General features: G+C 53.8%; 22 protein-coding genes and 1 tRNA gene. 13 read left to right on the top strand and 10 right to left on the bottom strand.

All coding sequences use genetic code 11. The features are described from left to right. The first annotated feature begins 15 nt into the window (after positions 1-15). Entirely contained in the window at positions 16-1,140 is a 1,125-nt protein-coding gene (locus tag P1U45_RS13710) for an anhydro-N-acetylmuramic acid kinase (RefSeq protein WP_301059584.1), read from the top strand. Here P1U45_RS13710 and P1U45_RS13705 read toward each other — a convergent pair whose 3' ends face one another. After that, positions 1,141-1,809, bottom strand: coding sequence for an alpha/beta hydrolase (locus P1U45_RS13705; RefSeq protein WP_293608155.1), 669 nt, complete (start codon positions 1,807-1,809; stop codon positions 1,141-1,143). It lies immediately after the preceding gene. Between the two features lie 142 nt (positions 1,810-1,951). Between P1U45_RS13705 and P1U45_RS13700 the strand changes: the two genes are divergently transcribed. Genes P1U45_RS13700 through P1U45_RS13660 form a run of 9 tightly spaced genes read left to right on the top strand, consistent with a single transcriptional unit; the run spans position 1,952 to position 9,376 of the window. Next, entirely contained in the window at positions 1,952-2,410 is a 459-nt protein-coding gene (locus P1U45_RS13700) for an Rrf2 family transcriptional regulator (protein WP_293608154.1), read from the top strand. A gap of 8 nt (positions 2,411-2,418) precedes the next feature. Next, positions 2,419-3,546 (top strand): cysteine desulfurase family protein, encoded by a 1,128-nt coding sequence (locus P1U45_RS13695; RefSeq protein WP_301059583.1) that lies wholly within the window; start codon positions 2,419-2,421, stop codon positions 3,544-3,546. Continuing rightward, positions 3,546-5,108, top strand: coding sequence for a Fe-S cluster assembly protein SufB (gene sufB / locus P1U45_RS13690; RefSeq protein ID WP_301059582.1), 1,563 nt, complete (start codon positions 3,546-3,548; stop codon positions 5,106-5,108). Before P1U45_RS13695 ends, sufB begins: the two co-directional genes overlap by 1 nt. Then, the gene (locus tag P1U45_RS13685; RefSeq protein WP_293608151.1) at positions 5,108-5,359 is read left to right on the top strand and encodes a hypothetical protein; all 252 of its coding nucleotides are present in this window, start codon (positions 5,108-5,110) and stop codon (positions 5,357-5,359) included. The genes sufB and P1U45_RS13685 overlap by 1 nt, the downstream gene beginning before the upstream one ends. Positions 5,360-5,373: 14 nt before the next feature. Further along, positions 5,374-6,135, top strand: a complete 762-nt coding sequence (gene sufC / locus P1U45_RS13680; RefSeq protein WP_301059581.1) for a Fe-S cluster assembly ATPase SufC — start codon at positions 5,374-5,376, stop codon at positions 6,133-6,135. Then, positions 6,135-7,343, top strand: coding sequence for a Fe-S cluster assembly protein SufD (gene sufD, locus P1U45_RS13675; RefSeq protein ID WP_301059580.1), 1,209 nt, complete (start codon positions 6,135-6,137; stop codon positions 7,341-7,343). Before sufC ends, sufD begins: the two co-directional genes overlap by 1 nt. Then, a complete protein-coding gene (locus tag P1U45_RS13670; protein ID WP_301059579.1) occupies positions 7,322-8,563 on the top strand; it encodes a cysteine desulfurase in 1,242 nt (413 codons plus the stop codon). The genes sufD and P1U45_RS13670 overlap by 22 nt, the downstream gene beginning before the upstream one ends. A gap of 8 nt (positions 8,564-8,571) precedes the next feature. After that, positions 8,572-8,976, top strand: a complete 405-nt coding sequence (locus P1U45_RS13665; protein ID WP_293608147.1) for an SUF system Fe-S cluster assembly protein — start codon at positions 8,572-8,574, stop codon at positions 8,974-8,976. A 34-nt stretch (positions 8,977-9,010) separates the two neighbouring features. Next, positions 9,011-9,376, top strand: coding sequence for an iron-sulfur cluster assembly accessory protein (locus P1U45_RS13660; RefSeq protein ID WP_301059578.1), 366 nt, complete (start codon positions 9,011-9,013; stop codon positions 9,374-9,376). Positions 9,377-9,427: 51 nt separating this feature from the next. Here P1U45_RS13660 and P1U45_RS13655 read toward each other — a convergent pair whose 3' ends face one another. The 6 genes from P1U45_RS13655 to parE all read right to left on the bottom strand — a co-directional run bounded on the left by P1U45_RS13655 (position 9,428) and on the right by parE (position 16,303). Beyond that, a complete protein-coding gene (locus tag P1U45_RS13655; protein ID WP_301059577.1) occupies positions 9,428-9,952 on the bottom strand; it encodes a hypothetical protein in 525 nt (174 codons plus the stop codon). 113 nt (positions 9,953-10,065) lie between these two features. Beyond that, positions 10,066-10,857 carry a 1-acyl-sn-glycerol-3-phosphate acyltransferase gene (locus P1U45_RS13650; protein ID WP_301059576.1) on the bottom strand — a complete coding sequence of 264 codons (792 nt, stop codon included), beginning with the start codon at positions 10,855-10,857 and terminating at the stop codon, positions 10,066-10,068. Next, the gene (locus P1U45_RS13645; RefSeq protein ID WP_301059575.1) at positions 10,857-11,450 is read right to left on the bottom strand and encodes a TetR/AcrR family transcriptional regulator; all 594 of its coding nucleotides are present in this window, start codon (positions 11,448-11,450) and stop codon (positions 10,857-10,859) included. Before P1U45_RS13645 ends, P1U45_RS13650 begins: the two co-directional genes overlap by 1 nt. Before the next feature lie 103 nt (positions 11,451-11,553). Then, positions 11,554-12,606, bottom strand: a complete 1,053-nt coding sequence (locus tag P1U45_RS13640) for a GGDEF domain-containing protein (RefSeq protein WP_301059574.1) — start codon at positions 12,604-12,606, stop codon at positions 11,554-11,556. A gap of 165 nt (positions 12,607-12,771) precedes the next feature. Next, complete coding sequence (locus P1U45_RS13635) at positions 12,772-14,187, bottom strand: DEAD/DEAH box helicase (RefSeq protein WP_301059572.1); 1,416 nt, start codon at positions 14,185-14,187, stop codon at positions 12,772-12,774. Between the two features lie 142 nt (positions 14,188-14,329). Next, positions 14,330-16,303 (bottom strand): DNA topoisomerase IV subunit B, encoded by a 1,974-nt coding sequence (parE, locus tag P1U45_RS13630; RefSeq protein WP_301059571.1) that lies wholly within the window; start codon positions 16,301-16,303, stop codon positions 14,330-14,332. Between the two features lie 83 nt (positions 16,304-16,386). Between parE and P1U45_RS13625 the strand changes: the two genes are divergently transcribed. Beyond that, complete coding sequence (locus P1U45_RS13625; protein WP_301059569.1) at positions 16,387-17,658, top strand: NADH:flavin oxidoreductase; 1,272 nt, start codon at positions 16,387-16,389, stop codon at positions 17,656-17,658. Here P1U45_RS13625 and P1U45_RS13620 read toward each other — a convergent pair. From P1U45_RS13620 to P1U45_RS13610, 3 genes are all read right to left on the bottom strand, one after another. Beyond that, positions 17,655-18,365, bottom strand: a complete 711-nt coding sequence (locus tag P1U45_RS13620; RefSeq protein WP_301059567.1) for a hypothetical protein — start codon at positions 18,363-18,365, stop codon at positions 17,655-17,657. The two genes, P1U45_RS13625 and P1U45_RS13620, sit on opposite strands and share 4 nt — an antisense overlap. A gap of 112 nt (positions 18,366-18,477) precedes the next feature. Continuing rightward, positions 18,478-19,881 carry a type I glutamate--ammonia ligase gene (glnA, locus tag P1U45_RS13615; RefSeq protein WP_293608137.1) on the bottom strand — a complete coding sequence of 468 codons (1,404 nt, stop codon included), beginning with the start codon at positions 19,879-19,881 and terminating at the stop codon, positions 18,478-18,480. Between the two features lie 42 nt (positions 19,882-19,923). Then, complete coding sequence (locus tag P1U45_RS13610; protein ID WP_022695567.1) at positions 19,924-20,262, bottom strand: P-II family nitrogen regulator; 339 nt, start codon at positions 20,260-20,262, stop codon at positions 19,924-19,926. Positions 20,263-20,742: 480 nt separating this feature from the next. On the opposite strand from P1U45_RS13610, the gene P1U45_RS13605 reads away from it, so the two are divergent. Continuing rightward, a tRNA-Leu gene (locus tag P1U45_RS13605) sits at positions 20,743-20,827 on the top strand. Between the two features lie 362 nt (positions 20,828-21,189). After that, positions 21,190-23,946: a bifunctional aconitate hydratase 2/2-methylisocitrate dehydratase gene (locus P1U45_RS13600; protein ID WP_301059565.1), complete on the top strand. Its 2,757-nt coding sequence runs from the start codon at positions 21,190-21,192 to the stop codon at positions 23,944-23,946. The last annotated feature ends 33 nt before the right edge of the window (positions 23,947-23,979 follow it).

Below are 23,979 nucleotides of genomic sequence, written 5' to 3'. Positions count from 1 at the left end.
CGAAGGATAGAAGGTTTGAACACTGATACGGGCGATTTTTCGCCAATTTGGACAATCGGGTTCATGAGCGGCACTTCGATTGATGCGGTCGATGCTGCAATCATCCGTACCGATGGTGAAAAGGTGTATGAGTTCGGGCCCGTTTCAGAGCGTAAATTTACGCCGGACGAACGCGCTGTAATCAGCGCTGCTGTCGATGCTGCACGCACCTGGAAGTGGGAGGGGACGCCACCTCAGAATACCTTCGATGCAGCTATGAGTGTACTGAATCGCGCTCACAAAGACGCCTTTGATGACGCTGTGGCTCAATGTGCTCCAGACATGAAACCGGTACTCGCGGGAGTGCATGGTCAGACTGTTCTGCATAAGGCACCTCTAAACGGCAGCAAAGGACGGACCCTTCAGATATTGGATGCGCCGTCATTGAAGCAGATGTTTGGGGTTCCATTGGCTTTCGATTTCCGAACGGATGATGTTGACGCTGGCGGTGAAGGCGCACCGCTCGCTCCGGTCTATCACCTCGCACTGAGCGCTGATCTTGAGCAGCCCGTCGCGGTATTGAACCTCGGTGGTGTCGCAAATCTGACTTACATCAACGGCGATAATATTTTCGGGTTCGATTGTGGTCCCGCCAATGGTCCTGTCGATGAGTGGGTCATGAAGCATCATCAGGGCACGTACGACGCAGATGGCCATGCTGCACGACAGGGCGAGGTGCACGCAGAACGTCTCGCAGACTGGATGAGCCATCCGTACTTCAAACGATCATATCCGAAATCGCTAGACCGATATGACTTCAACGCTGATCTCGCGGATGGACTTTCATTCAATGATGGATGCGCAACGCTCACGGCGTTTAGTGCGGCCGGGGTCGCTTCAGGGCTTAGCCTATTTCCCGAGCCGGTGACGAAAGTCGTCGTTTGCGGTGGGGGGCGTCTAAACCCGTTTCTGATGGACGAGCTGAATCAGCGTTGTCCTGTGCCGGTTGTTACGGCAGAGGATGAAGGCTGGCGTGGCGATTCAATTGAAGCTGAGGCGTTTGCGCTTCTGGCTGTGCGCAGCAAGCGTGGCCTGCCGCTCAGCTTTCCGGGTACGACTGGAGTGCCGCACCCGCTAACAGGTGGAAAACTGATCGAGTGATCAGATGTCGCCGAGGCGCTCGCGTTCGGCTTTCTGAAGGCTCTCATCAAGATACTGGGCGCAACGTTCCGTCATCTCGTCCAGCTTGCCTTGATAGAAGTGGTTCGCACCCGGGATTGAATCACGCGTGATCACTTCGCCTTTCTGGACGCGCACCTTGGTAAGCGAACGCTCAATGTCGGCTGGTGGTGCGACTTTGTCCTGATCGCCTGACAGGATCAGGCCAGAAGCCGGGCATGGAGCCAGGAAGCTCAGGTCGTAGTGGTTTGCCGGCGGAGAGATAGCGAGGAAGCCATCAATTTCCGGACGACGCATCAGAAGCTGTAGGCAGATCCACGCGCCGAATGAGTAACCTGCAACCCAGCAGTAACGCGGCGTTTCGGTCAGGGATTCCATATAATCAAGAACGTAAGCAGCGTCTGACAATTCGCCTGATCCTGATTCGAACTGGCCCTGGCTACGACCGACGCCCCGGAAATTGAAGCGCATCACGGAAAAGCCACGTGACTCGAACAGGTTATAAAGGGAAATCGTCACTGGATCCTGCATCGTGCCGCCAGCGCGCGGGTGAGGGTGAAGGATGAGAGCGATTGGAGAGGATTCTTCCGGGCCTTCCGTATAGCGGGCTTCGATACGACCAGCCGGGCCGGGAATGATAATCTCTGCCATGTAGTGCTCCTTAGTGCAGCGTGCGACAATTTGCTGAAGGCTGGGTGTAAACCTTCAATTGACTAAAAATCAAGAATTTCGGAAGAAAAATAGTTGACCTTTCTCAATGGGTATCTATCTCCCACTTAGCTGGAGTTGAAAGATGAAACTTGGAACGAAGGGCCGCTACGCGGTTATGGCACTGGTCGATCTGGCCGATTCTCCGCGGGATCAACCGAAGACGCTCGCAGAGATTGCTGCCAGCCAGTCTATCTCGCTTTCTTACCTTGAGCAGTTGTTTGCCAAGATGCGCCGCCGCGGCGTCGTGAAAAGTGTGCGTGGTCCGGGTGGTGGGTACGTGCTTGCTAAAGACGCATCCAAGACCCGTCTGAGCGACATCATCCTTGCCGTTGACGAACCGATCAAGACGACACGTTGTGCGCCGGACTCCGGACGCGGTTGTGGTCCTGACGGCGAGCAGTGCGCAACGCACGAACTGTGGGATTCACTTCGCCAGCACATTTTGGGCTTCCTTGCTCAGGTGACGTTAGATGATGTGGTCAATGGCCGCGCCGGTCAGATCGTCCAGACACGTCGTCTTGATGGAAGTCAGGCTGCCTGAAAGGCACTATGATTTATTGCGACTACAATGCGACGGCCCCTCTTCGTCCAGAAGCGAGGGAAGCTTTAGGCTTTGCGCTTGATGTGGGTGCAAACCCTTCGTCTGTGCATTCTGCCGGGCGGAAAGCGCGTGGTATTGTAGAAAAAGCCAGGCAATCGCTGGCGACCGCTATTGGCGGGCGATCCGAGGACATTGTGTTTACAAGTGGCGGCACGGAAGCGAACGCGCTCGCCATCAGGGGCGCTTTGGCGCTTATCGAAAAGCCTGTTGTATTTGTGTCCGGTCTCGAGCATCCGGCGGTGTCTGCTCAGATGCCGGAAGATGCTCGTAAGGTGGCGTTGAGGCTCACGGGTGAAATTGATCTTGATGACCTTAAGGCACAGCTAGGCGCGCTGGAGGATGGAGAAGTTCCTTTCCTCTGTCTGATGCTTGCAAACAATGAGACGGGTGTTATCCAGCCGGTTCAGGCAGCGGCACAGATGGTTCGCGAGAAGGGCGGTTACACCCATTGCGATGCAGTGCAGGCGCTCGGGAAAATTCCGCTGAATGTCGGCCTTTTGGGCGTCGACTACGCTGCGTTCTCTTCCCATAAACTTGGCGGTCCTCAAGGTGTGGGTGCGCTCTGGTTTCGAGTTGGCGCGCCGCTAAAGCCGCAGCTAATAGGTGGCGGTCAGGAACGGTCTATTCGCTCGGGCACTGAAAATGTCGCAGGAATTGCAGGATTTGGAGCCGCTATTGAAGCGTCTCAAGCGGCAGCCGCGAAACGTGTAAGCGACATTCGCGATAAGTTTGAGGCACTCGTTTCGGCGGCAGCGCCGGTCGTGTTCATTGGCGACACCTGCGACCGTTTGCCGGGTACGTCCTGTTTTGCCCTTGAAGGCTTCGCCAGTGAGACGCAAGTCATGGCTATGGACCTTGGCGGCGTTGCGGTATCAGCAGGCTCGGCGTGCTCGAGCGGTAAGGTGAAAACCTCGGGCGTTCTGACGTCTATGCAGGTAGAAGAGAATATTGCGCGGTCTGCGCTTCGGGTGAGTTTTGGATGGGCCTCAGAGCCCTCCGATGCAGATGCCGCAGCGCAGGCATGGATTAAAGCAGCGAAGAGAGCGGTTCCGGCCGCATTTAAGGAGAGCGCGTGATGTGTGATCACGATGTGTCCACGCACGAAAAAGACGAGACCGAAGTTAAGGTCAAAGAAGGTATCGATCAGGGAACGGTCGACGCCGCGCGCGCACTTGAGTCGAAGAATTACTCTGCGGGTTTCTCGACAGAGATCGAACAGGAGTTCGCGCCGAAGGGGCTGAACGAAGACATTGTTCGCTTCATCTCTGAGAAGAAAGAAGAGCCTGAGTGGATGCTGGAATGGCGCCTCAAGGCCTTTGAACGCTGGAAACAGATGAAAGAGCCCGAATGGGCGAAAGTGAACTACCCGAAGATTGACTATCAGGACATCTACTATTGGGCCGCGCCGAAGACTGGCGCGAAATATGAGTCCATCGACGACGTTCCTGAAGAGATTCTCGAAACGTACAAAAAGCTTGGTATTCCACTTCGTGAGGCCGAGGTTCTTCTGGGTGTTGAGGGCGCAGCTGAGTCTGCTGCCGAAGCACGAACAGACAAGCCGAAGGTCGCTGTAGACGCGGTCTTTGACTCGGTATCTGTCGCGACGACCTTCCAGAAAGAACTCAAAGAAGCCGGCGTGATTTTTATGTCGATTTCGGAAGCTGTGAAGGAATATCCGGAGCTTGTGAAGAAGTATCTCGGCACGGTCGTTCCGCAATCTGATAACTACTTTGCAACGCTTAACTGCGCGGTCTTCTCGGATGGTACTTTTGTGTACGTCCCGAAAGGTGTGCGCTGCCCTATGGAGCTGTCCACTTATTTCCGGATGAATGCGCAAGGCACGGGCCAGTTTGAGCGTACTCTGATTGTCGCCGATGAAGGCGCATACGTGTCTTATCTCGAAGGCTGTACGGCCCCGATGCGCGATGAGAACCAGCTTCACGCTGCGGTCGTGGAGCTTGTTGCTATGGACGACGCCGAGATCAAATATTCCACGGTCCAAAACTGGTGGCCGGGCGATGAGAACGGCAAAGGCGGTGTCTATAACTTCGTAACGAAGCGCGGTGACTGCCGTGGCGCGCGATCTAAGATTTCCTGGACGCAGGTTGAAACTGGTTCTGCAGTGACATGGAAATACCCGAGCTGCATTCTCCGCGGTGATGACAGCGTCGGCGAGTTCTACTCGATTGCTGTTACAAACGGTCGTCAGCAAGCCGATACAGGCACGAAAATGTTGCACCTTGGAAAGCGTACGAAGTCCCGGATTATCTCCAAGGGGATCTCTGCCGGTAAGTCTGATCAGACCTATCGCGGTCTTGTGTCCGTTCACAAGAAAGCAGAAAGCGCGCGCAATTTCACTCAGTGTGACTCGCTGCTGATTGGCGATAACTGCGGCGCGCACACAGTCCCTTATGTAGAGACACGTCGCGCAGACGCCCAGCTTGAGCATGAGGCGACGACAACGAAGCTTTCTGAAGATCAGCTCTTTTATGCGCGCCAGCGCGGACTTGATGAAGAAGCAGCCGTTGCATTGCTGGTGAATGGCTTTGTTCGGGATGTCATCCAGCAGCTGCCTATGGAGTTTGCAGTTGAGGCGCAAAGCCTTCTGCAGGTTAGCCTTGAGGGGAGCGTGGGCTAATGTCTCAATTCTGGTTCAAGAAGCGCACGAGCGTTACGGACTTTGGCCGACCGGCTAACTGGAAGGGCTGGGCCGCAGTCATCCTGTTCATATTCATTTTCGCGCTGATTATGCAGATGATCGGCGCCTGGGCATTTGGTGGTTTTGCGCCAGCTGTCACCGGCGTCTGGCTCTTTGCGATGCTGTTCGTGCTGTTCGGCGCATTCCTCAAAATTTGTAATCAGTTCTCGCCTCCGGCGGATGAGGCTTAGAAAGTAAGTTACCTATGCTGAAAATTGAAAATCTTACGGCGACAGTCGGCGAAGACGACGAAACGAAAGAGATCATCAAGGGCCTGACGCTTGAAGTGCCTGCCGGTGAGGTCCATGCGATTATGGGCCCGAACGGCGCAGGTAAGTCCACCATGTCTTACGTCCTGACAGGCCGCGACGGCTATGAAGTGACTGGTGGTTCGGCGACCCTCAATGGCGACGACATTCTGGACATGGAGCCGGAAGAGCGCGCTGCGTCGGGCTTGTTCCTGTCTTTCCAGTATCCGGTTGAGATTCCGGGCGTTCCTGTCATGACATTCGTTCGAACAGCAATGAATTCACAACGCAAACTGCGTGGTGAGGAAGAAATCTCTGCGGCAGATTTTCTCAAGAAATCCAGAGCGGTCGCTGCGAAACTTAAGCTGACGCCGGAAATGCTGAAGCGTCCCGTGAATGTGGGCTTCTCCGGCGGTGAAAAAAAGCGTCTGGAAATCTTCCAGATGATGATGTTGGAGCCAGGTTTTCTCATTCTCGACGAGACGGACTCAGGCCTTGATATTGATGCGCTCCGTATCGTGTCTGATGGCGTCAATGAACTTCGTTCGCCCGATCGTGGGATGCTGGTCATAACGCACTATCAGCGTCTTCTGGATCACATTCAGCCAGATAAGGTCCATGTGCTTGCGAACGGTAAGATTATTGCGACGGGTGGACCAGAGCTCGCGCTCCGTCTCGAGAAAGAGGGCTATGATGGCGTTCTTTCGGAGGCTGCCTGATGGCTGCTCTGAAAGACCTATTTCCAAACCCCAATGCAGCAGAGCTTGAACTGGCAGGCCTCTATGCCGGTTTGAAGGCGAACCCGCAGCGTGAACGCAATTTCGAAGCGTTTGCGCAAACCGGTCTGCCGCATACACGGGTTGAAGCCTGGAAATATTCTGATTTGCGCAACGCAGTTCAAAGCCTGCCTGAGTCTGGGGTTGGAGCGGAGATGACTTCCGCTTTCGCATCAGCGGATGCGACGGTTATTGAAATCGGCGCTGGCGTTCCAAAACTGCCTAAAGGCATGCGTGTTGCTTCTGAAGAAAATTTGACAGCGCTTGGCGGCGCTGAAGATTTGCCCGTGGCCGCTCTTGGAGCAGCTTTGACGCGGGCAGGGCAATCGCTGCTGATAGAGGTGACGCAGAGCCCGGAGAAGCCCGTCCATCTGGTGTTTGATACTGCCTCTGCGAATGCCTTTCAGCGTGTCAGCTTCGTAGTTCGTAAGGGCGTTCAGTTTTCCGTTCTGGAAAGCCATATCCGTTCTGGCGGGTTTTCCAGCATTGTTCTGGAATACAGTGTCGAGGCGGGTGCCTCGCTCGAACGCTTCATTTACCAGAAGGCGGACACGTCCGCGGTTCAGGTTGCGACCTGTATTATCCACCTCGCCGATGATGCCAGCCTGTCTCAAGCCGGCATTGGCTTTGGGGCCAAGCTCGCGCGTATGGAAACACAGGTCTACCACCACGGTGAGAACGCTAAGGCCAGCATCAACGGCGCATATCTGGTAGGCGATGGATACCATCTCGATCAGACGAGCCTCGTGCGTCACGCACAGCCGCACTGTAAGACAGAGCAGCTTGTTAAAGGGGCCGTTATGGACGGTGGCCGGGCCGTGTTTCAGGGCAAGTTCTTTGTGGCGAAGAAGGCGCAGAAGACGGCGGCTCAAATGGCGCATAACGCACTCATTCTTGAGAATGGCGGCGAAGTGAACGCTAAGCCTGAGCTTGAAATCTACGCAGATGATGTCGAGTGCGCCCATGGCAACACAGTCGGCGCACTGGACGAGACGGCGCTGTTCTATATGCGCCAGCGCGGTATTCCTGAAACGCAGGCGCGTGCGCTGCTGACGCGGGCGTTCATCGGTGAAGCACTGGATGACATGCCGGAAGCGCTTGGCGAAATTCTGATAGAAGAGGCTGGAGCATGGCTGACGGAGCGACTGTGACCCGTAAGTTCGATATCGACGCCATTCGAACCGAGTTTCCGATTCTGTCTCGAGAGGTGAATGGCAAGCCTCTTGTTTATCTCGACAGCGCGGCGTCGGCTCAGAAGCCTCAGGCAGTCATTGATTGTTTTACGAACCAGATGAGCCACGCCTATGCCAACGTGCATCGGGGGCTTCACACGCTGGCGAACGAAACGACATCGGCGATGGAAGATGCGCGTGAAGATGCACGTCGCTTCCTGAACGCGTCTGATGTGCACGAAATCGTCTTCACCAAAGGTGCAACCGAGGGCATCAACCTCGTTGCGAATGGCATTGCTGCACAGATCCAGCCGGGTGACGAGATTATTCTGTCGGTCATGGAGCACCATGCGAACATCATTCCATGGCACTTCCTCAGGGAGCGTCATGGAGCTGTCCTGAAGTGGATTCCGGTACTGGAGGACGGTCAACTCGACATGGATGCCTATGAGGCAGCATTCAGCGGTAAAACGCGTTTTGTCGCGATGACACACATGTCGAACGTGCTTGGTACGGCAACCGATGCGAAGCGGATTACGGATGTAGCGCATGCACGCGGCGTTCAGGTTCTGCTCGATGGATGTCAGGGCGCGGTTCACCTGACCGTGGACGTTCAGGACCTGGATGTCGATTTCTATGTCTTTGCGCCTCACAAGCTGTACGGTCCTTCAGGCGTAGGCGTGCTTTACGGTAAGCGTGAAGCGCTGGAGGCTCTACGCCCTTATCAAGGCGGCGGTGAGATGATCGAAACCGTCACAATGGATGGGGCGACTTACGGGGAAATACCGCATAAGTTCGAAGCGGGCACGCCGCCCATTCTGGAGATTATCGCGCTTGGTGCGGCCATTCGCTGGTATGAGCAATTTGATCGCGCTGAAGTTCAACGGCACGAAAAGGCGCTGTATGAGCGCGCGTTTGATGCTGTACGCCAGATCAACAATCTGACGGTTCATGGCACGGCACCGGGAAAGGGTAGCGTGCTGACCTTCTCCGTTGATGGCGCACACCCGCACGATATCGCACAAATTCTTGACAAATATGGTGTGGCAATTAGAGCCGGTCACCATTGTGCTCAGCCATTGATGACCCATTTAGGGGTAAGCGCCACGGCGCGGGCGAGCTTTGGAATTTATAACACGGCTGAAGAAGTCGATACGTTCGTAGAAGCGCTGTCGAAAACGCTGAGAATGCTGGGTTAGGATGTCTTATGACTAGTGAAACTGCCGATCGCGATCTTATTGATGTTTCTGGCAAGGCCGACCGTCCGGCTGAAGCGGACAAGCCATCTGCGATTCCAGAGGCAGAGCTTCTGCGTCTAACTGATGATTTGATCTCGGCGTTCAAGACTGTTTTCGATCCGGAAATCCCTGTCGACATTTACGAGCTTGGACTGATCTACACGGTCGATATCGACGACGATCGCAACGTTCAGATCGATATGACGTTGACTGCGCCCGGCTGTCCTGTTGCGGGCGATATGCCTGGATGGGTGGAAAACGCTGCGCGTACCGTCAAAGGCATCAATGATGTAAACGTTGATCTCGTCTTTGACCCGCCATGGGATACATCACGTATGTCCGACGAGGCGCGTCTCGCCTTGAATATGCTCTGATCCATCACGATCTGAGTCCGGAAGGAGAGGTTATATGGCCCGTCGACCACGTCCAAAACTTGTTACGCTGACTGACGCTGCTGCTAAGCGCGTTCGCGAGATTATGGAAAACAAGGGTAGCGGCTTCCTGCGTGTTGGCGTCAAGAATGGCGGCTGCGCAGGTATGGAATACGTAATGGACTATGCCGACGCTCCAGAACCGTTTGACGAGGTTGTCGAGGGTAATGGTGTCAAAATCCTCGTAGACGCCAAAGCCGTTCTCTTTCTGCTTGGCTCTGTCGTTGATTATGAGATCACACCGCTGCACGCAAAGTTCGTGTTCAATAATCCGAACCAGACCGACGCCTGTGGCTGCGGCGAGAGCGTAACAATTATTCCTGCGATTGCTGACGCAGAATAAGAAACGGCCTCGTCGAAACGAGGCCGGTATCAGACAACTTATCCGCGTTACTTAGCGACGGCCCGTGATCGGGCAGCTTTGTACGAAGCTTGAAAAGGCGTCGCTCGTTTCTGGGAATGTAAGCCGCATAGGGTCCATTCGATGGAAATCGAGGGCGATATTGTCGCCGCGATTTACACCATTGAGCATAGCGATGATTGAAGAGCGATCGCTTGTCGTCAGCGTGTTGGCACGTCGCTGATGGGACCAGCGATCTTCGATAGTCTGATCGCCCACAGTAACAATGCCCGTCTTGTTGGCCGTCCAGCCGCGGCTGAACAGAGCCTGATCTACAAGATCCTCATCTGGCTCGTATACGACAGCGCCACGCATTCCGCTGTTGACTGTGCAGACAAAAACAAGCCCCGGTCCCTGAGCGCTCGTCGCGGAAAGAGTCCAGCTGTTTGCTGCCTCTGAATCGCTCGCGATTTCTGCTCCGGTGTATGCTCGCATGTCCCAATCGTCGGCGCTGGCTGTGGCAGAAAGCGCGCCTGCAATAGAGATCATGGCGATGCTGGCAAGAGTAGATTTAATCATTGGGTGTTTCCTCGATTTCGATACAAAACTTACTACGCATCGAAATACAATAAGGATTATATGATTACCACTATAAAAATATTGAAAATCGGTAATGTTCTGCCTTTGTGGTGTCAGGACGCGTGTCCGGACACCGGATTGCCGAGTTCACCGTTCGCCGGATCGGGTAACAAAACTGCTGGTTTGACGGCGGTATGTCGTCCCTCTGCTACCAGGCTGGCGGTTGCTGTTTCAATGGTATGAGTTAGTTCAGACATAAAGGCGCTTTTATTCTCACCTGCCTCCAATGGCGGTAGAAATTCCACGATAGCTGTACCAGGTTTCTTTTGGTGGTCTTCCTGGCTCCAATAGAGGCCGATATTCGTTGCGACGGGAACGACAGGCACTTTCATCCCATTCGCCATATGCCATACACCGGCTTTGTATCGGAAATGATAGTCAACCGGGGCGAGGTGACCTTCCGGATATATCAGAACTCTGCGCCCATCTTCACGGATGCGCTCAAGTCCCTCTGCAAGGGATGCGGCTTTGCGTTCACCGCCGCCACAAGTGTCGATTACAATCGCGCCAAGCTTTTGCAGGATTTTCCCTACGAACGGAAATTTCTCAAGGTGATCGCCCGTGACGAAAGCAATGTTTTCGATTTCTGGATAAATTAGATAACCATCGCCCCAGCTCTGGTGCTTGGCCGCGATGACGAATGGTCCGTCTGGAAGGTTTTCGCGCCCGCGAACTTCATGGCGTATGCCGGCAAAGACCCGGAGGCTCCAGCGCATGCTCTTTACATAAGAGAGTATAAGCGCACGGACGACCTTATCGCCGGGAAGTATAAGAGCGGGCAGGGTCACCAGCACATACAGGATAGAAAACATCCAGTATGCCACGGAGAACATGAAGGAGCGCATTAGTCGAAATCACTCAGGCGATACTTCAGGATGGCCATGATTGCGGCGGCTATATCGTCTTTATATTGGGAAAACGGCCCCTTCAGACGATTGTACGGCTTGTTTTGACCGGCTTGCGTAATGACGCCCAAGCACATTGCAGAGAGGATTTCGGGATCGCCCTTTGGAATGTGTCCGTTCTCCATCAGGTCCGCGATCATCGCCTCTGTCAGAGATACAGGGTCATCTTCGCGGCGGACGTCATTCTTGATGAAGCGATTCAGGAAGAGGAGGTGATAACAGCAGTATTCCCAATCCTCGTCAGCAAGTTCGCAATACGCACCCACAATGGCACCGACGCGGCTTTTGAGGTCGTTTCCTGCGAGGGCCGCCTCAATAAGCAGGCGCGATAAGCGGTCGTGCAGCTGCATGAAGAGTGCTTCGGCGAGCTCTTCTTTGCCTTTATAGTGGCGATATAACGCCCCCTCGGAAACGCCGGCGCGTTCGGCAATCTGCCGTGTCGTTGCTGCATCAATCCCTTCAGAAATGAAGAGCTCGATGGCTGCGCGTTCGATTTTAGGCTTGGCGTTTCTTGTTCTTGTCTGAGTGGGCATAGTAATCTCCATGCTGATCCAAGTAGCACGGATAAGAGTTCTCTGCAAGTGATTGATCACTTACATTGAGGCGGGCGCAGAATGCCGGTCGTTCAGCGCTGGTCTATGCGGCGCGTGTTTCTTTCTGGAGTTCAACGCTCACCTGATTACGGCCGGCACGTTTTGCGGCGTAGAGCTGCTCATCCGAGCGGCGGATGAGGGTTGAGCAGGAGTCTTCGTCAGTGAGTTCGGCTGCACCGAACGACATGGTGACGTTTCCAAGCGAGTCGCCTGTAGATTTGCGTTTCAGCTTCTTCACTTCGATTGCTTTGCGCATGCGTTCGAGAATGCCGCAGGCTTCTTCGGCAGTCACGCGAGGCATAATGATAGCGAATTCCTCACCGCCATAACGAGCCACGAGGTGATCTTTCAGCGCAAGACGTTCAAGCGTTGCGGCGACGAAGCGAATGACCTGATCGCCGGTCTGGTGGCCCCAAGTGTCGTTGAACGATTTGAAGTGGTCAATGTCGCAGATCGCAAGCGTGAGCGGGTAGCCAAGGTTGCGCGCCTCGTGCGTACGGAAGCGCAGCATATTGTCGAACTGCTTGCGGTTTGCGACGCCGGTAAGAGCATCCGTGAGAGCTTCAGTGCGGATTGTCTGTAGGTGTTCACGCAGATCGCTGATTTCTGAAGACGATTCTTCGAGCTTCTTTGTGAGCTCGGCATTTTGTTCAGACATCTGCTGGGTCGCAGACGACAGTTTGGAAACGATTTCGAGGATCTTATCCGGAGACAGGCTGGATTGCTCGAGCTTCTCAGCGGCATCATCAAGATGACCGGAGAATTCTTCGGTACGGTGTCCCGCCTGATTCAGGGCTTGAAGCGCCGCTGTGAGCTCGCTGGCAAGCTTTGCGCCTGTTTGTGCAACGTGAGCGCTGAAACGGCTGGAATTGAAGTATTTGTCGTAGAGAATCTCAGTCTGCTGTTCGTCCAGATGCCCCGTATCGGAGATGTAAGATTCAATTTCGTTGCGCAGGCCTGGCGTCCAGTTATTCTGGTAGTGCAGCCATAGCTCATAGTTCTGTGGAGACGCGGAGAGTTCGTGATCAATCACGCCATCAACTGCCTGATGGCCTGTTGTGCGACCTTTGTCGCCGGTGAGTTCACCAATTTTCATAATCGCGTCCCGTTCTAGCAACGATGACGTAATCAAACATAAAAAGGTAAAGGCAAAGAAAAACAGCGTCAGCTTTTTCATCTAAACGCATCGAATTTTCTTAAGATTTAGCCGGTTAGGCCTGTGGGAAGCTTACGGGCCTCCCACTTGAAAAAGCTATTAGATTTAGATCGGGCGCTGCAGAAACGCTGGAACGTGATCACCGAGACCAACCACTGGACCCGCCGGTGCAGGTGGTAGAAGCTCTGAATCGCCGCGCGATTTGTTCCCGCGGCTTTGCTTTTTCTCTTTGTCTTTAGAACTTTCGCGGGATGCTGATTTCTCGCTTCGTTCCGAACGCTCACTGCGTGCTGGGCGCTCGCTACGATCGCTACGATCATTTCGGTCATTGCGGCGACCACGGGAGCGTGAAGAGCGGCCACCATCTGATGGCAGGGCCTCAAGCTCCTCGGCGAGGCCTTCCGGCATATAGTCTTCTACAGACTTCTCGACCCGCTTTACGACGGCGTCCCAAAGTTTTTCATCCTCCGGGCACACAAGTGTGAAGGATTCGCCTGTGCGACCCGCACGACCTGTGCGGCCGATACGGTGGACGTAATCGTCAGAGTTTGGTGGCGGCGAATAGTTGAAGACATGACCGACAGCTGGAATGTCGAGCCCTCGCGCTGCGACATCGCTGGCGACGAGAAGCTTCAGTTCGCCATTCCTGAATTTGTCCAATGTTTGTGTTCGATAGGCCTGCGGCAGGTCACCATGGATCGGTGCCGCATCATGACCATGTTTGGTCAGTGATTTTGCGACAATATCGACCTCGGATTTCCGATTACAGAAAACGATACCGTTTGTGACGTCGCGGCTCTCGATTACGCGACGGATCGCGGTGCGGCGAGCTTTGTGATCGCTGGATTTAAGCGGGATTTTATACTGGGTGATCGTGTCCGCTGTTTGCGCAGGACGGGATACCTCAATGCGCTTCGGATCCGTCTGGAATTGGGCTGCAAGCCGTGCGATTTCAGGCGGCATCGTTGCTGAGAATAGCAGTGTCTGACGACGAGGCGGCAGCAGCTTACAGATTCTTTCGATGTCTGGAATGAAGCCCATGTCCAGCATGCGGTCGGCTTCGTCAATCACCAGCATTTCAACGCCAGTAAGAAGCAGCTTGCCGCGTTCGAACTGGTCAATCAGACGACCCGGCGTAGCGATAAGTACGTCAACGCCTTGCATCAGAAGTTTGTCCTGATCGCCGAATGAGACGCCACCGATAAGAAGCGCCATGGTGAGTTTGTGATTCACGCCGTATTTTTCAAAGTTCTCGGCAACCTGAGCAGCGAGTTCGCGTGTGGGTGCGATGACCAGACTACGCGGCATACGTGCTTTGGAGCGGCCCTGCGCGAGGCGATCAATCATAGGCAACACAAAGGCCGCAGTTTTACCTGTACCGGTTTGTGCAATACCCGTGACATCGCGCATGCTGAGCACGCTAGGAATGGCCTGAGCCTGGATCGGTGTAGGTTCGCTATAGCCGGCTGCAGTGACGGCTTTGAGCAGTTCCTCGCTCAATCCAACTTCGTCAAACGTCATCGGGTAAATACATTCCTTTGTGATTATTGTGATGGGTATACATTATCAATGTTGCCCATCTGCGCGCAAAATACCCGCCAAGTCGTTAAAGTCAAATAAAACGACTGGTTCCCTAGCATAGCGACTGAGATTTTCTGGTAAATCAGATGTCGAGTTCTTCTACGAACTGCGCATTTTCCTGAATAAACTGGAATCTGAGTTCGGCTTTCCGGCCCATCAGTGTTTCGACAAGATCGTCTGGTGCGATCTCTGTATGCTCCGGAATCACGACACGTGCGAGTGTGCGTGTTGCTGGATTCATGGTCGTTTCTTTGAGCTGCGCAGGCATCATCTCACCAAGACCTTTGAAACGTCCCAGATCGACTTTCTTGTTTTTGAATGTGCTGGCGAGGATTTCATCCTTATGGGCGTCGTCCATCGCATAGACGGTTTTTCCTCCACTCGTAAGACGATAGAGGGGCGGCATGGCAAGGAAGAGGCGGCCGGAGTGAACCAGCTCGGGCATCATGCGATAGAAGAAGGTGATGAGAAGGGCCGCGATATGCGCTCCGTCTACATCCGCGTCGGTCATGATAATAACGCGTTCGTACCGAAGTGCACTGAGATCAAACTTCTTCCCCAGGCCGCAGCCCAGCGCGAGCGCGAGATCAGAAAGCTCCTGGTTCTTCGACAATTTATCGGCGCTGGCGTTTGCGACGTTGAGGATCTTACCACGCAAAGGCAGAATCGCCTGTGTCGCGCGGTTGCGAGCCTGTTTCGCTGAGCCACCAGCCGAGTCACCCTCTACAAGAAAGATCTCTGTACCTTCAGGTGAATTGCTCGAACAGTCAGCCAGCTTACCCGGCAGGCGCAGTTTGCGTGTTGCAGACTGGCGAGAGACTTCTTTCTCTTTGCGTCGTTTCAGACGGTCATCAGATTGCGCTACGACCCATTCCAGAAGCTTGTCGGCTTCTTTCGGCGACGCTGCGAGCCAGTGGTCGAAACGGTCCCGTACCGCATTCTCTACGAGACGGAAGGCAGCCGTCGTGGACAGCTTGTCCTTTGTCTGACCCTGAAACTCGGGGTTTGGAACAAACACTGAGAGCAGGGTGCCGGTTGTGCCCAGCACGTCTTCCGCGGTCACCTGGCTCATTTTCTTATGGCCTTTGAGTTCGCCATAAGCGCGAAGGCCTTTTGTTAGCGCGGAGCGAAGGCCGGCCTCATGCGTACCGCCCTCGGGTGTAGGGATAGTGTTACAGAAAGACCGGACCTGGCTGTCATGGTCGCCAAAACCGCGGCCTGTCCAGAATAGCGCCCACTCAACCTTTCCGGATTTGCCGGCATCGACGCTGCCGGTGAACGGGTTCTCGGTGATGGTGGACTTGTCTTTAAGCCATTCTGAAAGCTGGTCAGCAAGACCATTAGGATAGTGCAGAACGCTTTCTGCGGGTACTGAGCCATCAGCAGGGAGAAGCTCTGGAGCGCAATGCCAGCGGATTTCTACGCCGCTCTGTAGGTAGGCTTTGGACTTGGCCATCTGATAAAGGCGTTTCGGCTTGAATGCGCAGTTTTCGCCGAAAATCTCCGGGTCCGGCTTAAAGCGTACAGTCGTACCGCGTCGGTTCGGCATTGGGCCGGCGTTCTGCAGTGGTCCTGTCGAGTGGCCGCGCTCGAACGATTGTTTGTAAAGCGTCTTGTTGCGCGCAACTTCGACTTCGACGCGCTCGGAAAGCGCGTTCACAACCGAGATGCCGACACCGTGCAAACCGCCGGCAGTCTCATATGCTTTGGATGAGAATTTACCGCCTGCATGCAGCGTCGTCATAATGACTTCTAGGGCCGACTTATCCGGCATTTTAGGATGCGGGTCGACGGGAATACCGCGGCCGTTATCGGACACGATCAGAAAACCATCTATGCCAAGCGACACGTCAATCCAGTTCGCATGCCCTGCAACGGCTTCGTCCATGGAGTTATCGAGCACTTCGGCGAATAGGTGGTGCAGAGCACGTTCATCCGTGCCACCAATATACATACCCGGGCGACGGCGAACCGGCTCAAGACCCTCAAGGACTTCGATGTCCTTTGCGGAGTAGGTTTCAGTTTCCTGACGATCGGGATTAGAAGACGTTGACATGTGATAACCATAACTGAGTCGGCGCGCAGAACGACATTTAATCGCCCGAGGAATGCTGGATGACAACGCCTCTGGGGCACCCTTTGACACTTCCCTGTGGATTGGTGCTGCCAAATCGTATCGCCAAGGCAGCTCTCTCCGAGTTCATGGCGGATTCAGGTGGCACGCCCTTGGAACATATGATTGCGCTGTATCGACGGTGGGGCGAAGGCGGCGCGGGCCTCATCATAACCGGAAATGTGATGGTTGATCCTCGTTACATCGAGGCGCCGGGAAATGTGGTTCTGAACGGCAAGCTTTCAACGCTGGGCCGATCTCGTTTGCAAGCTATTGCGGAAGCGGGAAAGTCATCGGGAAGTGCTGTTTTGATGCAGCTCTCGCATGCAGGCGCGCTCGCTTCAAAACAAGGATGCGAGCGTCCGGTTGCTCCTAGTTTGCGCCGACGCGGAAAACCAGGAACTGGCGCTTTTAAAAGCGCGCCCTGCAGGGCGCTTACGAAAGACGAGATTACGTCCATTGTAGCTCAATTCGTTGCTGCAGCAGATATGGCGTCTGACACCGGGTTCGACGGTGTCCAAATTCAGTGTGGTCACGGTCACCTGATTTCCCAGTTTTTGTCACCACGGCTGAATAGGCGCACCGATGACTGGGGCGGATCTCTTCATAACAGAGCTAGGCTCATGCTGGAGATTATCGACGAGGTTCGAGCAAGGCTGCCCGATAACTTTGCGATCAGTGTTAAATTGAACGCTAGCGACTTCATGGAGGATGGTTTCAGCTTTGATGACTGCCTTGGCGTGGTCGAGTGGCTGAACGGTGCTGGTGTCGACTTAATAGAGATTTCTGGAGGAAGTCGGGTTCAACCCCAAATGTTCGGGCTGATGCAGCCTGATTTTTACGGAGCAGATGGTAGACTTGCATCCGGCTATAATGAGACCGGGGCCTATTTTGGTGGCTTCTCTAAAGCAGTGAAAGCTGTCGCGCTTATGCCGGTTCTGGTGACGGGAGGGGTGAGGCGGCGGATGGATGCAGAGCGCATCATTTCGCACGGTGTCGCGGATATGGTCGGCTTTGGACGCCCCATGTGTCTGGATGACAAACTATCGGAGAAACTTCTGTCCGGGGACGTGGATGTAATTGATGACGTAAAGCCGGAAGGTTTTGTTTCTGGAGGCCGTTTCGGCTTTGACTCTCGCTATGGATTTATCCGAGAGGTCCACTTCGAAGGATTGATCGCATGGCATTCAGTCCAGATGGCAGGCTTGTCCGAAGGTTTGAAGAGTGATGCGTCAGTCGGGCTTTTGTCCGCACTGAGATCATTTCGAAAGTCTCTGAGGGCGACGCGTCAGCGCTAGTCGGCGAGGTCTCTTACGCGCTGTCCACCGGCAGTTCTGCGGTATTGCCAGGACCAGGGGCGCATGGCAGTGCCGACGCGTGATATGAAAGATTGATCATCAGAGCTGTCTGCGGTCGCTGATGCCAACTCGGCTGCAGCAGAGCATGTTTGCAATCCTTCAGAAATCTGGGCGGCATTTTCAGCAAAGGTCTGGGATCGATAGATGAGCCCGGTGTTTGAGCGCCACGCTCCGGAACGGAGATATTCCGGTCCTCTGCGCCACGCGATGTAGAAAGCCGAAGCATCCCCGGGAAGAATGTTCACAAATTCGTATGAAGACGCGAAGTACCAGCCCATGAAATCTGATACATCGTGCATGCTTCGTGTGGATGCGCCGCGGTTGCCAGCTTCGTGTACATAACGGTTCCAGGTAGCATCAAGGTAACCGGCAGGAATACCCGGTTCATTGCGGTCAAGTATGGTCCACTCAGGGCGCCAACGTGACGGCAGATTATCCGCCTCCAGCTGCCATTCCTCAGCAAATAGTGCGAGCTGTGCTTCAACACTCAGCCCCCAGCGCGTCTGCGTGTGTTCCATAATGTCCATCCAGTCGGGGCGATCATCTAGAACACGGCAAGCGAGCGCCTCTGAAGGCGTCATGCTTTCAGCCGCCGCCGCCGGTAGCGTGGTTGTCACCAGAGCAAGGATGAATGTTGAAAAGCGCATATGGAACTCCGTTCGACGCAGTGTCGCACGGAGTTACCAATAAAAAGCAAACCGCCGACATCTTGCGATGCCGGCGGCTGTTCTAGCGAAATATCGGAAGAAACTGCCGATATTAAACTTTGTAGTACATTTCGAATTCGACCGGGTGAGGGTGCATTTCGAATGCCATAACTTCTTCCATTTTAAGGTCGATGTATGCGTCGATCTGATCGTCGTCAAATACGCCGCCAGCTTTGAGGAAGTCACGGTCAGCAGACAGAGAGTCGAGAGCTTCACGCAGGGATCCGCAAACCTGTGGGATAGACTTCGCTTCTTCCGCTGGAAGATCGTAGAGGTCTTTGTCCATAGCGTCGCCAGGGTGGATCTGGTTCTGGATGCCGTCGAGGCCAGCCATGAGCAGAGCAGCGAATGCGAGGTAAGGGTTTGCACCTGGATCAGGGAAACGTGTCTCGATACGCTTAGCTTTTGGTGAAGAACCGTAAGGAATACGGATAGACGCGGAACGGTTACGCGCGGAGTAAGCGAGCATAACTGGTGCTTCGAAACCTGGGACCAGACGCTTGTAAGAGTTGGTCAGTGGGTTTGTCAGAGCGTTCAGTGCTTTCGCGTGCTTGATGACGCCGCCAATGTAGTAAAGGCAGGTTTCAGACAGACCTGCATAGCCGTCGCCTGCGAATGTTGGTCCGCCGTCTTTCCAGATAGACTGGTGGACGTGCATGCCGGAACCGTTGTCGAGATACATAGGCTTAGGCATGAATGTCGCTGATTTGCCGTAAGATGCAGCGACGTTGTGAACTACGTATTTGTAGTCCTGAACGCGGTCAGCCATTTCGAGAAGCGTTCCGAAGACCATGCCGAGTTCGTGCTGGGCAGGTGCAACTTCGTGGTGCTGTTTCTCTGGCTTCATGCCGAGTTCTTTCATCACTGAAAGCATCTCGGATCGCATGTCCTGTTCGGAATCGACTGGTGGGACCGGGAAGTATCCACCTTTAGGGCCCGGGCGGTGACCCATATTGCCCATTTCGTAGTCTTTGTCCGTGTTCACTGGTAGTTCTGTAGAGTCGAACTGATAGCCGGTTTTGTGCGGCTGAACGGACCATTTGACGTCGTCGAATACGAAGAATTCAGGCTCTGGACCGAAGAAAGCGGTGTCGCCGATACCTGTAGATTTGAGGTAGGCTTCTGCTTTTTTCGCAGTCATACGTGGATCGCGGTTATAAGCGTCCATCGTGCCTGGGTTCAGGATGTCACATTTGACGGTCATAGTGGTCTGCTGGAAGAACGGGTCGATCTTCGCTGTAGATGCGTCTGGCATCAGAACCATGTCGGACTCGTTGATGGCTTTCCAGCCAGCAATGGATGAGCCGTCAAACATTGTGCCGTCTTCGAACATCGCTTCGTCAACAGCATCAGCCGTGAAAGTCACGTGCTGCAGCTTACCACGAACGTCTGTGAAGCGCAGATCAACGTACTCTACGTCTTTCTCTTTCATTTCTTTGAAAAATTGTTCAGACACTTTTCCCTCCAAGTTTGGGTTTTGCGTATTCAGTTAGCCCGATTAGACCGCGGAATTACCACGTTCGCCAGTTCGAATTCTCACGACATCGTCAATTGTGGACAGGAAAATCTTTCCGTCACCAATTTTACCGGTCTGTGCCGTTTTCGTGATCACCGAAATGGCTTCTTCCGCCATGTCATCGGAAACGATGATTTCGATTTTGAGTTTCGGGAGGAAATCTACGACATATTCCGCTCCGCGATAGAGTTCGGTATGCCCACGCTGGCGTCCAAAGCCTTTCGCTTCGACAACCGTCATGCCGTGAAGACCCAGCTCCTGAAGCGCATCTTTCACTTCGTCGAGCTTGAACGGTTTGATCACTGCCTCGATTTTTTTCATCCCGGTACCAATTCGCTATTTCAATAATCTGGCACTGTGGCCTACCACTCAGTGCAGGCTTGATAAGAGATTGAGGAGCGCCAGACGTTCGATTGTGGTTGCGGGGCTAAAAAATGGGCGTCGCTGATTAAAAAATGGACTAATATTTCTGGCGGAGCTGGAGCTCGAGTGATGTCCGTGCGTCGTCAGGGGCGCAAGTCAGGGCGCAGGGAAGTTTTAGTATTGATTCAATGCATTGGGGAATGCGTCGGCTGATTCCGAAAATTGGCGTTTATACAATCGTTTAGCATGCTTTAGCTCTTCTATTATCTGATGAGTGTTGGTCTGTTGCACGCTTTGTGGTGTTTTGCGAAAAATACTTCCCCTGAATAATGGATTGACAGTAGCTTTTGACCTTTCGGGATGAATTTGAAATCTATTTCTTTGCCAAAACAGGTTGCCAACTGTCTTAAAAAGCGTCAGTAAGCGCGCTCTACGAGTGCGGATGTGGCGAAACTGGTAGACGCACCAGATTTAGGTTCTGGCGCCGAGAGGCGTGGGGGTTCGAGTCCCTTCATCCGCACCATTTATTTTTTTCCGACATTTCGAGCTATCCCGGCTTCCCTGAGTGCTGTTCAGGAATCGTCTTTGCGACCGTGTGTTATACGAAAGTCTTCCAGTTGGCCTTTTTCGGCAGTTGATGACGTTAGTTGCAAATGCTTTTGGATAACGGTCAGTTATCAACCTTCCAACTCGGGTCGTTTGTACCGCTCCGTGTATCGAAAACGCCGTCATAGCGCAGTTTGAGACTTATTTCGTATAACAAAGCACTTGCAACTCACCCCCCTCTTAAATAGTCCTGTGCGCGAACAGCCATGGCTCGTTCGCGGGGGATGTCATCAGACCTGCCTGGCGAGCGAAATCACCCCAACATAAGCCAGGATTATCATGAGCCTATATACACAATACCTCGAAGAGATCGCAGCCCGTAAAAAGGATGGCCTTCACCCTAAGCCGATTGATGATGGCGCTCTGGTTGCTGAGCTGATCGAACAGATCAAAGACACAGGTAACGCACATCGCGCGGACTCCCTGAATTTCTTTATCTACAATACCCTTCCGGGCACCACGAGCGCTGCAGGGGTTAAGGCGGCATTCCTTAAGCAGATCGTTCTGGGTGAGGAAAGCGTGGCGGAGATTACACCGGATTTCGCGCTGGAACTGCTCTCTCACATGAAGGGTGGGCCATCTGTTGACGTGCTGCTCGACCTTGCGCTTGGTGATGATGCTACTGTCGCAGCTAAAGCTGCAGACGTCCTGAAAACCCAGGTCTTTCTTTACGACGCTGATATGGCGCGCCTCAAAGCTGCTTTTGACGCAGGAAACGCTGTCGCGAAAGATGTTCTCGAAAGCTATGCGAAGGCGGAATTCTTCACGAAACTTCCGGACGTTGAAGAAGAAATTAAAGTCGTCACTTTTATCGCTGCAGAAGGCGACATCTCTACCGACCTTCTTTCGCCGGGCAATCAGGCCCACTCACGTTCTGACCGCGAGCTTCACGGTAAGTGCATGATCAGCCCTGCAGCACAGGAAGAAATTCAGGCGCTGCAAAAGCAACATCCTGATGCTCGTGTAATGCTGATCGCTGAAAAAGGTACAATGGGCGTTGGTTCGTCCCGTATGTCGGGTGTGAACAACGTGGCTCTCTGGACAGGTAAGAAAGCGAGCCCATACGTACCATTCGTCAACATCGCGCCGATCGTGGCTGGTACGAACGGTATTTCGCCAATCTTCCTTACGACGGTTGGTGTAACCGGCGGCATCGGCATCGACCTCAAAAACTGGGTCAAGAAACTGGACGAGAACGGCAAGCCGGTTCTCGACGAGAATGGCGACGCGGTTTTGGAGCAGGCTTACTCTGTTGAAACAGGCAAAGTTCTGACCATCAACACGAAGACCCAGAAACTCTACGAAGGCGACAAAGAACTCGTAGACATCTCTTCCGCGCTGACGGCTCCGAAAATGGAGTTCATCAAAGCGGGTGGCTCTTACGCGGTTGTCTTCGGTAAGAAGCTTCAAACGTTTGCTGCTGAGACGCTCGGCGTCGAAGCGCCATCTGTTTTCGCCGCGTCCAAAGCAGTGTCGCACGAAGGTCAGGGCCTGACGGCTGTTGAGAAAATCTTCAACGCGAACGCAACGGGCACAACGCCGGGCAAAACACTTCATGCCGGTTCAGATGTCCGCGTGAAAGTGAATATTGTAGGCTCTCAGGACACGACTGGTCTGATGACCTCTCAGGAACTTGAGGCGATGGCCGCGACTGTGATTTCTCCGGTCGTAGACGGTGCTTACCAGTCTGGTTGTCACACCGCTTCTGTCTGGGACATCAAAGCTCAAACCAACATTCCAAAGCTTATGGGCTTTATGAATAAATTCGGTCTGATCACAGCACGTGACCCAAAGGGCGAATATCCGGCGATGACGGACGTGATCCACAAAGTTCTCAACGACATCACTGTTGACGACTGGGCGATCATCATTGGCGGTGACAGCCACACACGTATGTCTAAAGGCGTCGCGTTCGGTGCAGACTCCGGTACGGTAGCGCTCGCGCTGGCGACCGGCGAGGCGACTATGCCAATCCCTGAGTCCGTCAAAGTGACCTTCAAAGGTACAATGGCCGACTATATGGATTTCCGTGATGTGGTTCACGCGACACAGGCTCAAATGCTGAAGAAGTTCGGCGATAACGTCTTCCAGGGCCGTATCATCGAAGTTCACATCGGCACTCTGCTCGCTGACCAGGCCTTCACATTCACCGACTGGACGGCAGAGATGAAGGCGAAAGCCTCTATCTGTATCTCAGAAGACGAAACGCTGATTGAATCTCTGGAAATCGCGAAATCCCGCATCCAGATCATGATCGATAAAGGCATGGACAACGAGAACCGGGTCCTTCAGGGCCTCATCGACAAAGCGGACAAGCGTATCGCTGAAATCCGTTCTGGCGAGAAGCCGGCTCTGAAGCCGGACGACAACGCGAAATACTTCGCAGAACTCGTTGTGGATCTCGACGCTATCAATGAGCCAATGATCGCTGACCCAGACGTCAATAACGAAGACGTTTCCAAGCGTTATACTCACGACACCATCCGCCCAGTGTCTTACTATGGCGGCGACAAGAAGGTTGATCTTGGTTTTGTCGGGTCTTGTATGGTCCACAAAGGCGACATGAAGATCATTTCTGAAATGCTTCAAAACCTTGAGAAGCAAAATGGCGAAGTTAAGTTCGCTGCGCCACTCGTTGTTGCGCCGCCGACTTACAACATCGTCGACGAACTCAAGGCGGAAGGCGATTGGGACGTTCTGCGCAAATATGCGGGCTTCGAGTTCGACGACACGCACCCGAAAGCTAAAGCGCGTACCGAGTATGAAAACATGCTCTATCTGGAACGTCCGGGCTGTAACCTCTGCATGGGTAACCAGGAGAAGGCGGCTAAAGGTGACACAGTGATGGCGACATCTACGCGTCTCTTCCAAGGCCGTGTCGTGGAAGACGCCGACAACAAGAAGGGCGAGTCACTTCTTGCATCTACGCCGGTTGTTGTTCTGTCCACAATTCTTGGCCGCACGCCGAGCGTAGAAGAGTACAAAGCGGCTGTAGAAGGCATCAACCTGACGCAGTATGCGCCGCCGTTGAACTAAACCGGATAAATCTTCTGGAATTAAAAAGGCGGG

It is taken from the genome of Ponticaulis sp. (assembly GCF_029210165.1).
In the GTDB taxonomy this organism is placed as follows: domain Bacteria; phylum Pseudomonadota; class Alphaproteobacteria; order Caulobacterales; family Hyphomonadaceae; genus Ponticaulis.
Note: the sequence above shows the minus strand (reverse complement) of the source record. Positions and strands in the feature narration are given on the sequence as shown.

Bases quoted from the DNA above. Each gene is read 5' to 3' on its own strand.
- sufC (WP_301059581.1), top strand. From the start codon at position 5,374: ATGCTGAAAATTGAAAATCTTACGGCGACAGTCGGCGAAGACGACGAA.
- P1U45_RS13705 (WP_293608155.1), bottom strand. From the start codon at position 1,809: ATGGCAGAGATTATCATTCCCGGCCCGGCTGGTCGTATCGAAGCCCGC.
- P1U45_RS13645 (WP_301059575.1), bottom strand. From the start codon at position 11,450: ATGCCCACTCAGACAAGAACAAGAAACGCCAAGCCTAAAATCGAACGC.
- P1U45_RS13670 (WP_301059579.1), top strand. From the start codon at position 7,322: ATGGCTGACGGAGCGACTGTGACCCGTAAGTTCGATATCGACGCCATT.
- parE (WP_301059571.1), bottom strand. From the start codon at position 16,303: ATGTCAACGTCTTCTAATCCCGATCGTCAGGAAACTGAAACCTACTCC.
- sufB (WP_301059582.1), top strand. From the start codon at position 3,546: ATGTGTGATCACGATGTGTCCACGCACGAAAAAGACGAGACCGAAGTT.
- P1U45_RS13665 (WP_293608147.1), top strand. From the start codon at position 8,572: ATGACTAGTGAAACTGCCGATCGCGATCTTATTGATGTTTCTGGCAAG.
- sufD (WP_301059580.1), top strand. From the start codon at position 6,135: ATGGCTGCTCTGAAAGACCTATTTCCAAACCCCAATGCAGCAGAGCTT.
- P1U45_RS13685 (WP_293608151.1), top strand. From the start codon at position 5,108: ATGTCTCAATTCTGGTTCAAGAAGCGCACGAGCGTTACGGACTTTGGC.
- P1U45_RS13620 (WP_301059567.1), bottom strand. From the start codon at position 18,365: ATGCGCTTTTCAACATTCATCCTTGCTCTGGTGACAACCACGCTACCG.
- P1U45_RS13660 (WP_301059578.1), top strand. From the start codon at position 9,011: ATGGCCCGTCGACCACGTCCAAAACTTGTTACGCTGACTGACGCTGCT.
- P1U45_RS13695 (WP_301059583.1), top strand. From the start codon at position 2,419: ATGATTTATTGCGACTACAATGCGACGGCCCCTCTTCGTCCAGAAGCG.
- P1U45_RS13655 (WP_301059577.1), bottom strand. From the start codon at position 9,952: ATGATTAAATCTACTCTTGCCAGCATCGCCATGATCTCTATTGCAGGC.
- P1U45_RS13635 (WP_301059572.1), bottom strand. From the start codon at position 14,187: ATGACGTTTGACGAAGTTGGATTGAGCGAGGAACTGCTCAAAGCCGTC.
- P1U45_RS13640 (WP_301059574.1), bottom strand. From the start codon at position 12,606: ATGAAAATTGGTGAACTCACCGGCGACAAAGGTCGCACAACAGGCCAT.
- P1U45_RS13700 (WP_293608154.1), top strand. From the start codon at position 1,952: ATGAAACTTGGAACGAAGGGCCGCTACGCGGTTATGGCACTGGTCGAT.
- P1U45_RS13600 (WP_301059565.1), top strand. From the start codon at position 21,190: ATGAGCCTATATACACAATACCTCGAAGAGATCGCAGCCCGTAAAAAG.
- P1U45_RS13650 (WP_301059576.1), bottom strand. From the start codon at position 10,857: ATGCGCTCCTTCATGTTCTCCGTGGCATACTGGATGTTTTCTATCCTG.
- P1U45_RS13610 (WP_022695567.1), bottom strand. From the start codon at position 20,262: ATGAAAAAAATCGAGGCAGTGATCAAACCGTTCAAGCTCGACGAAGTG.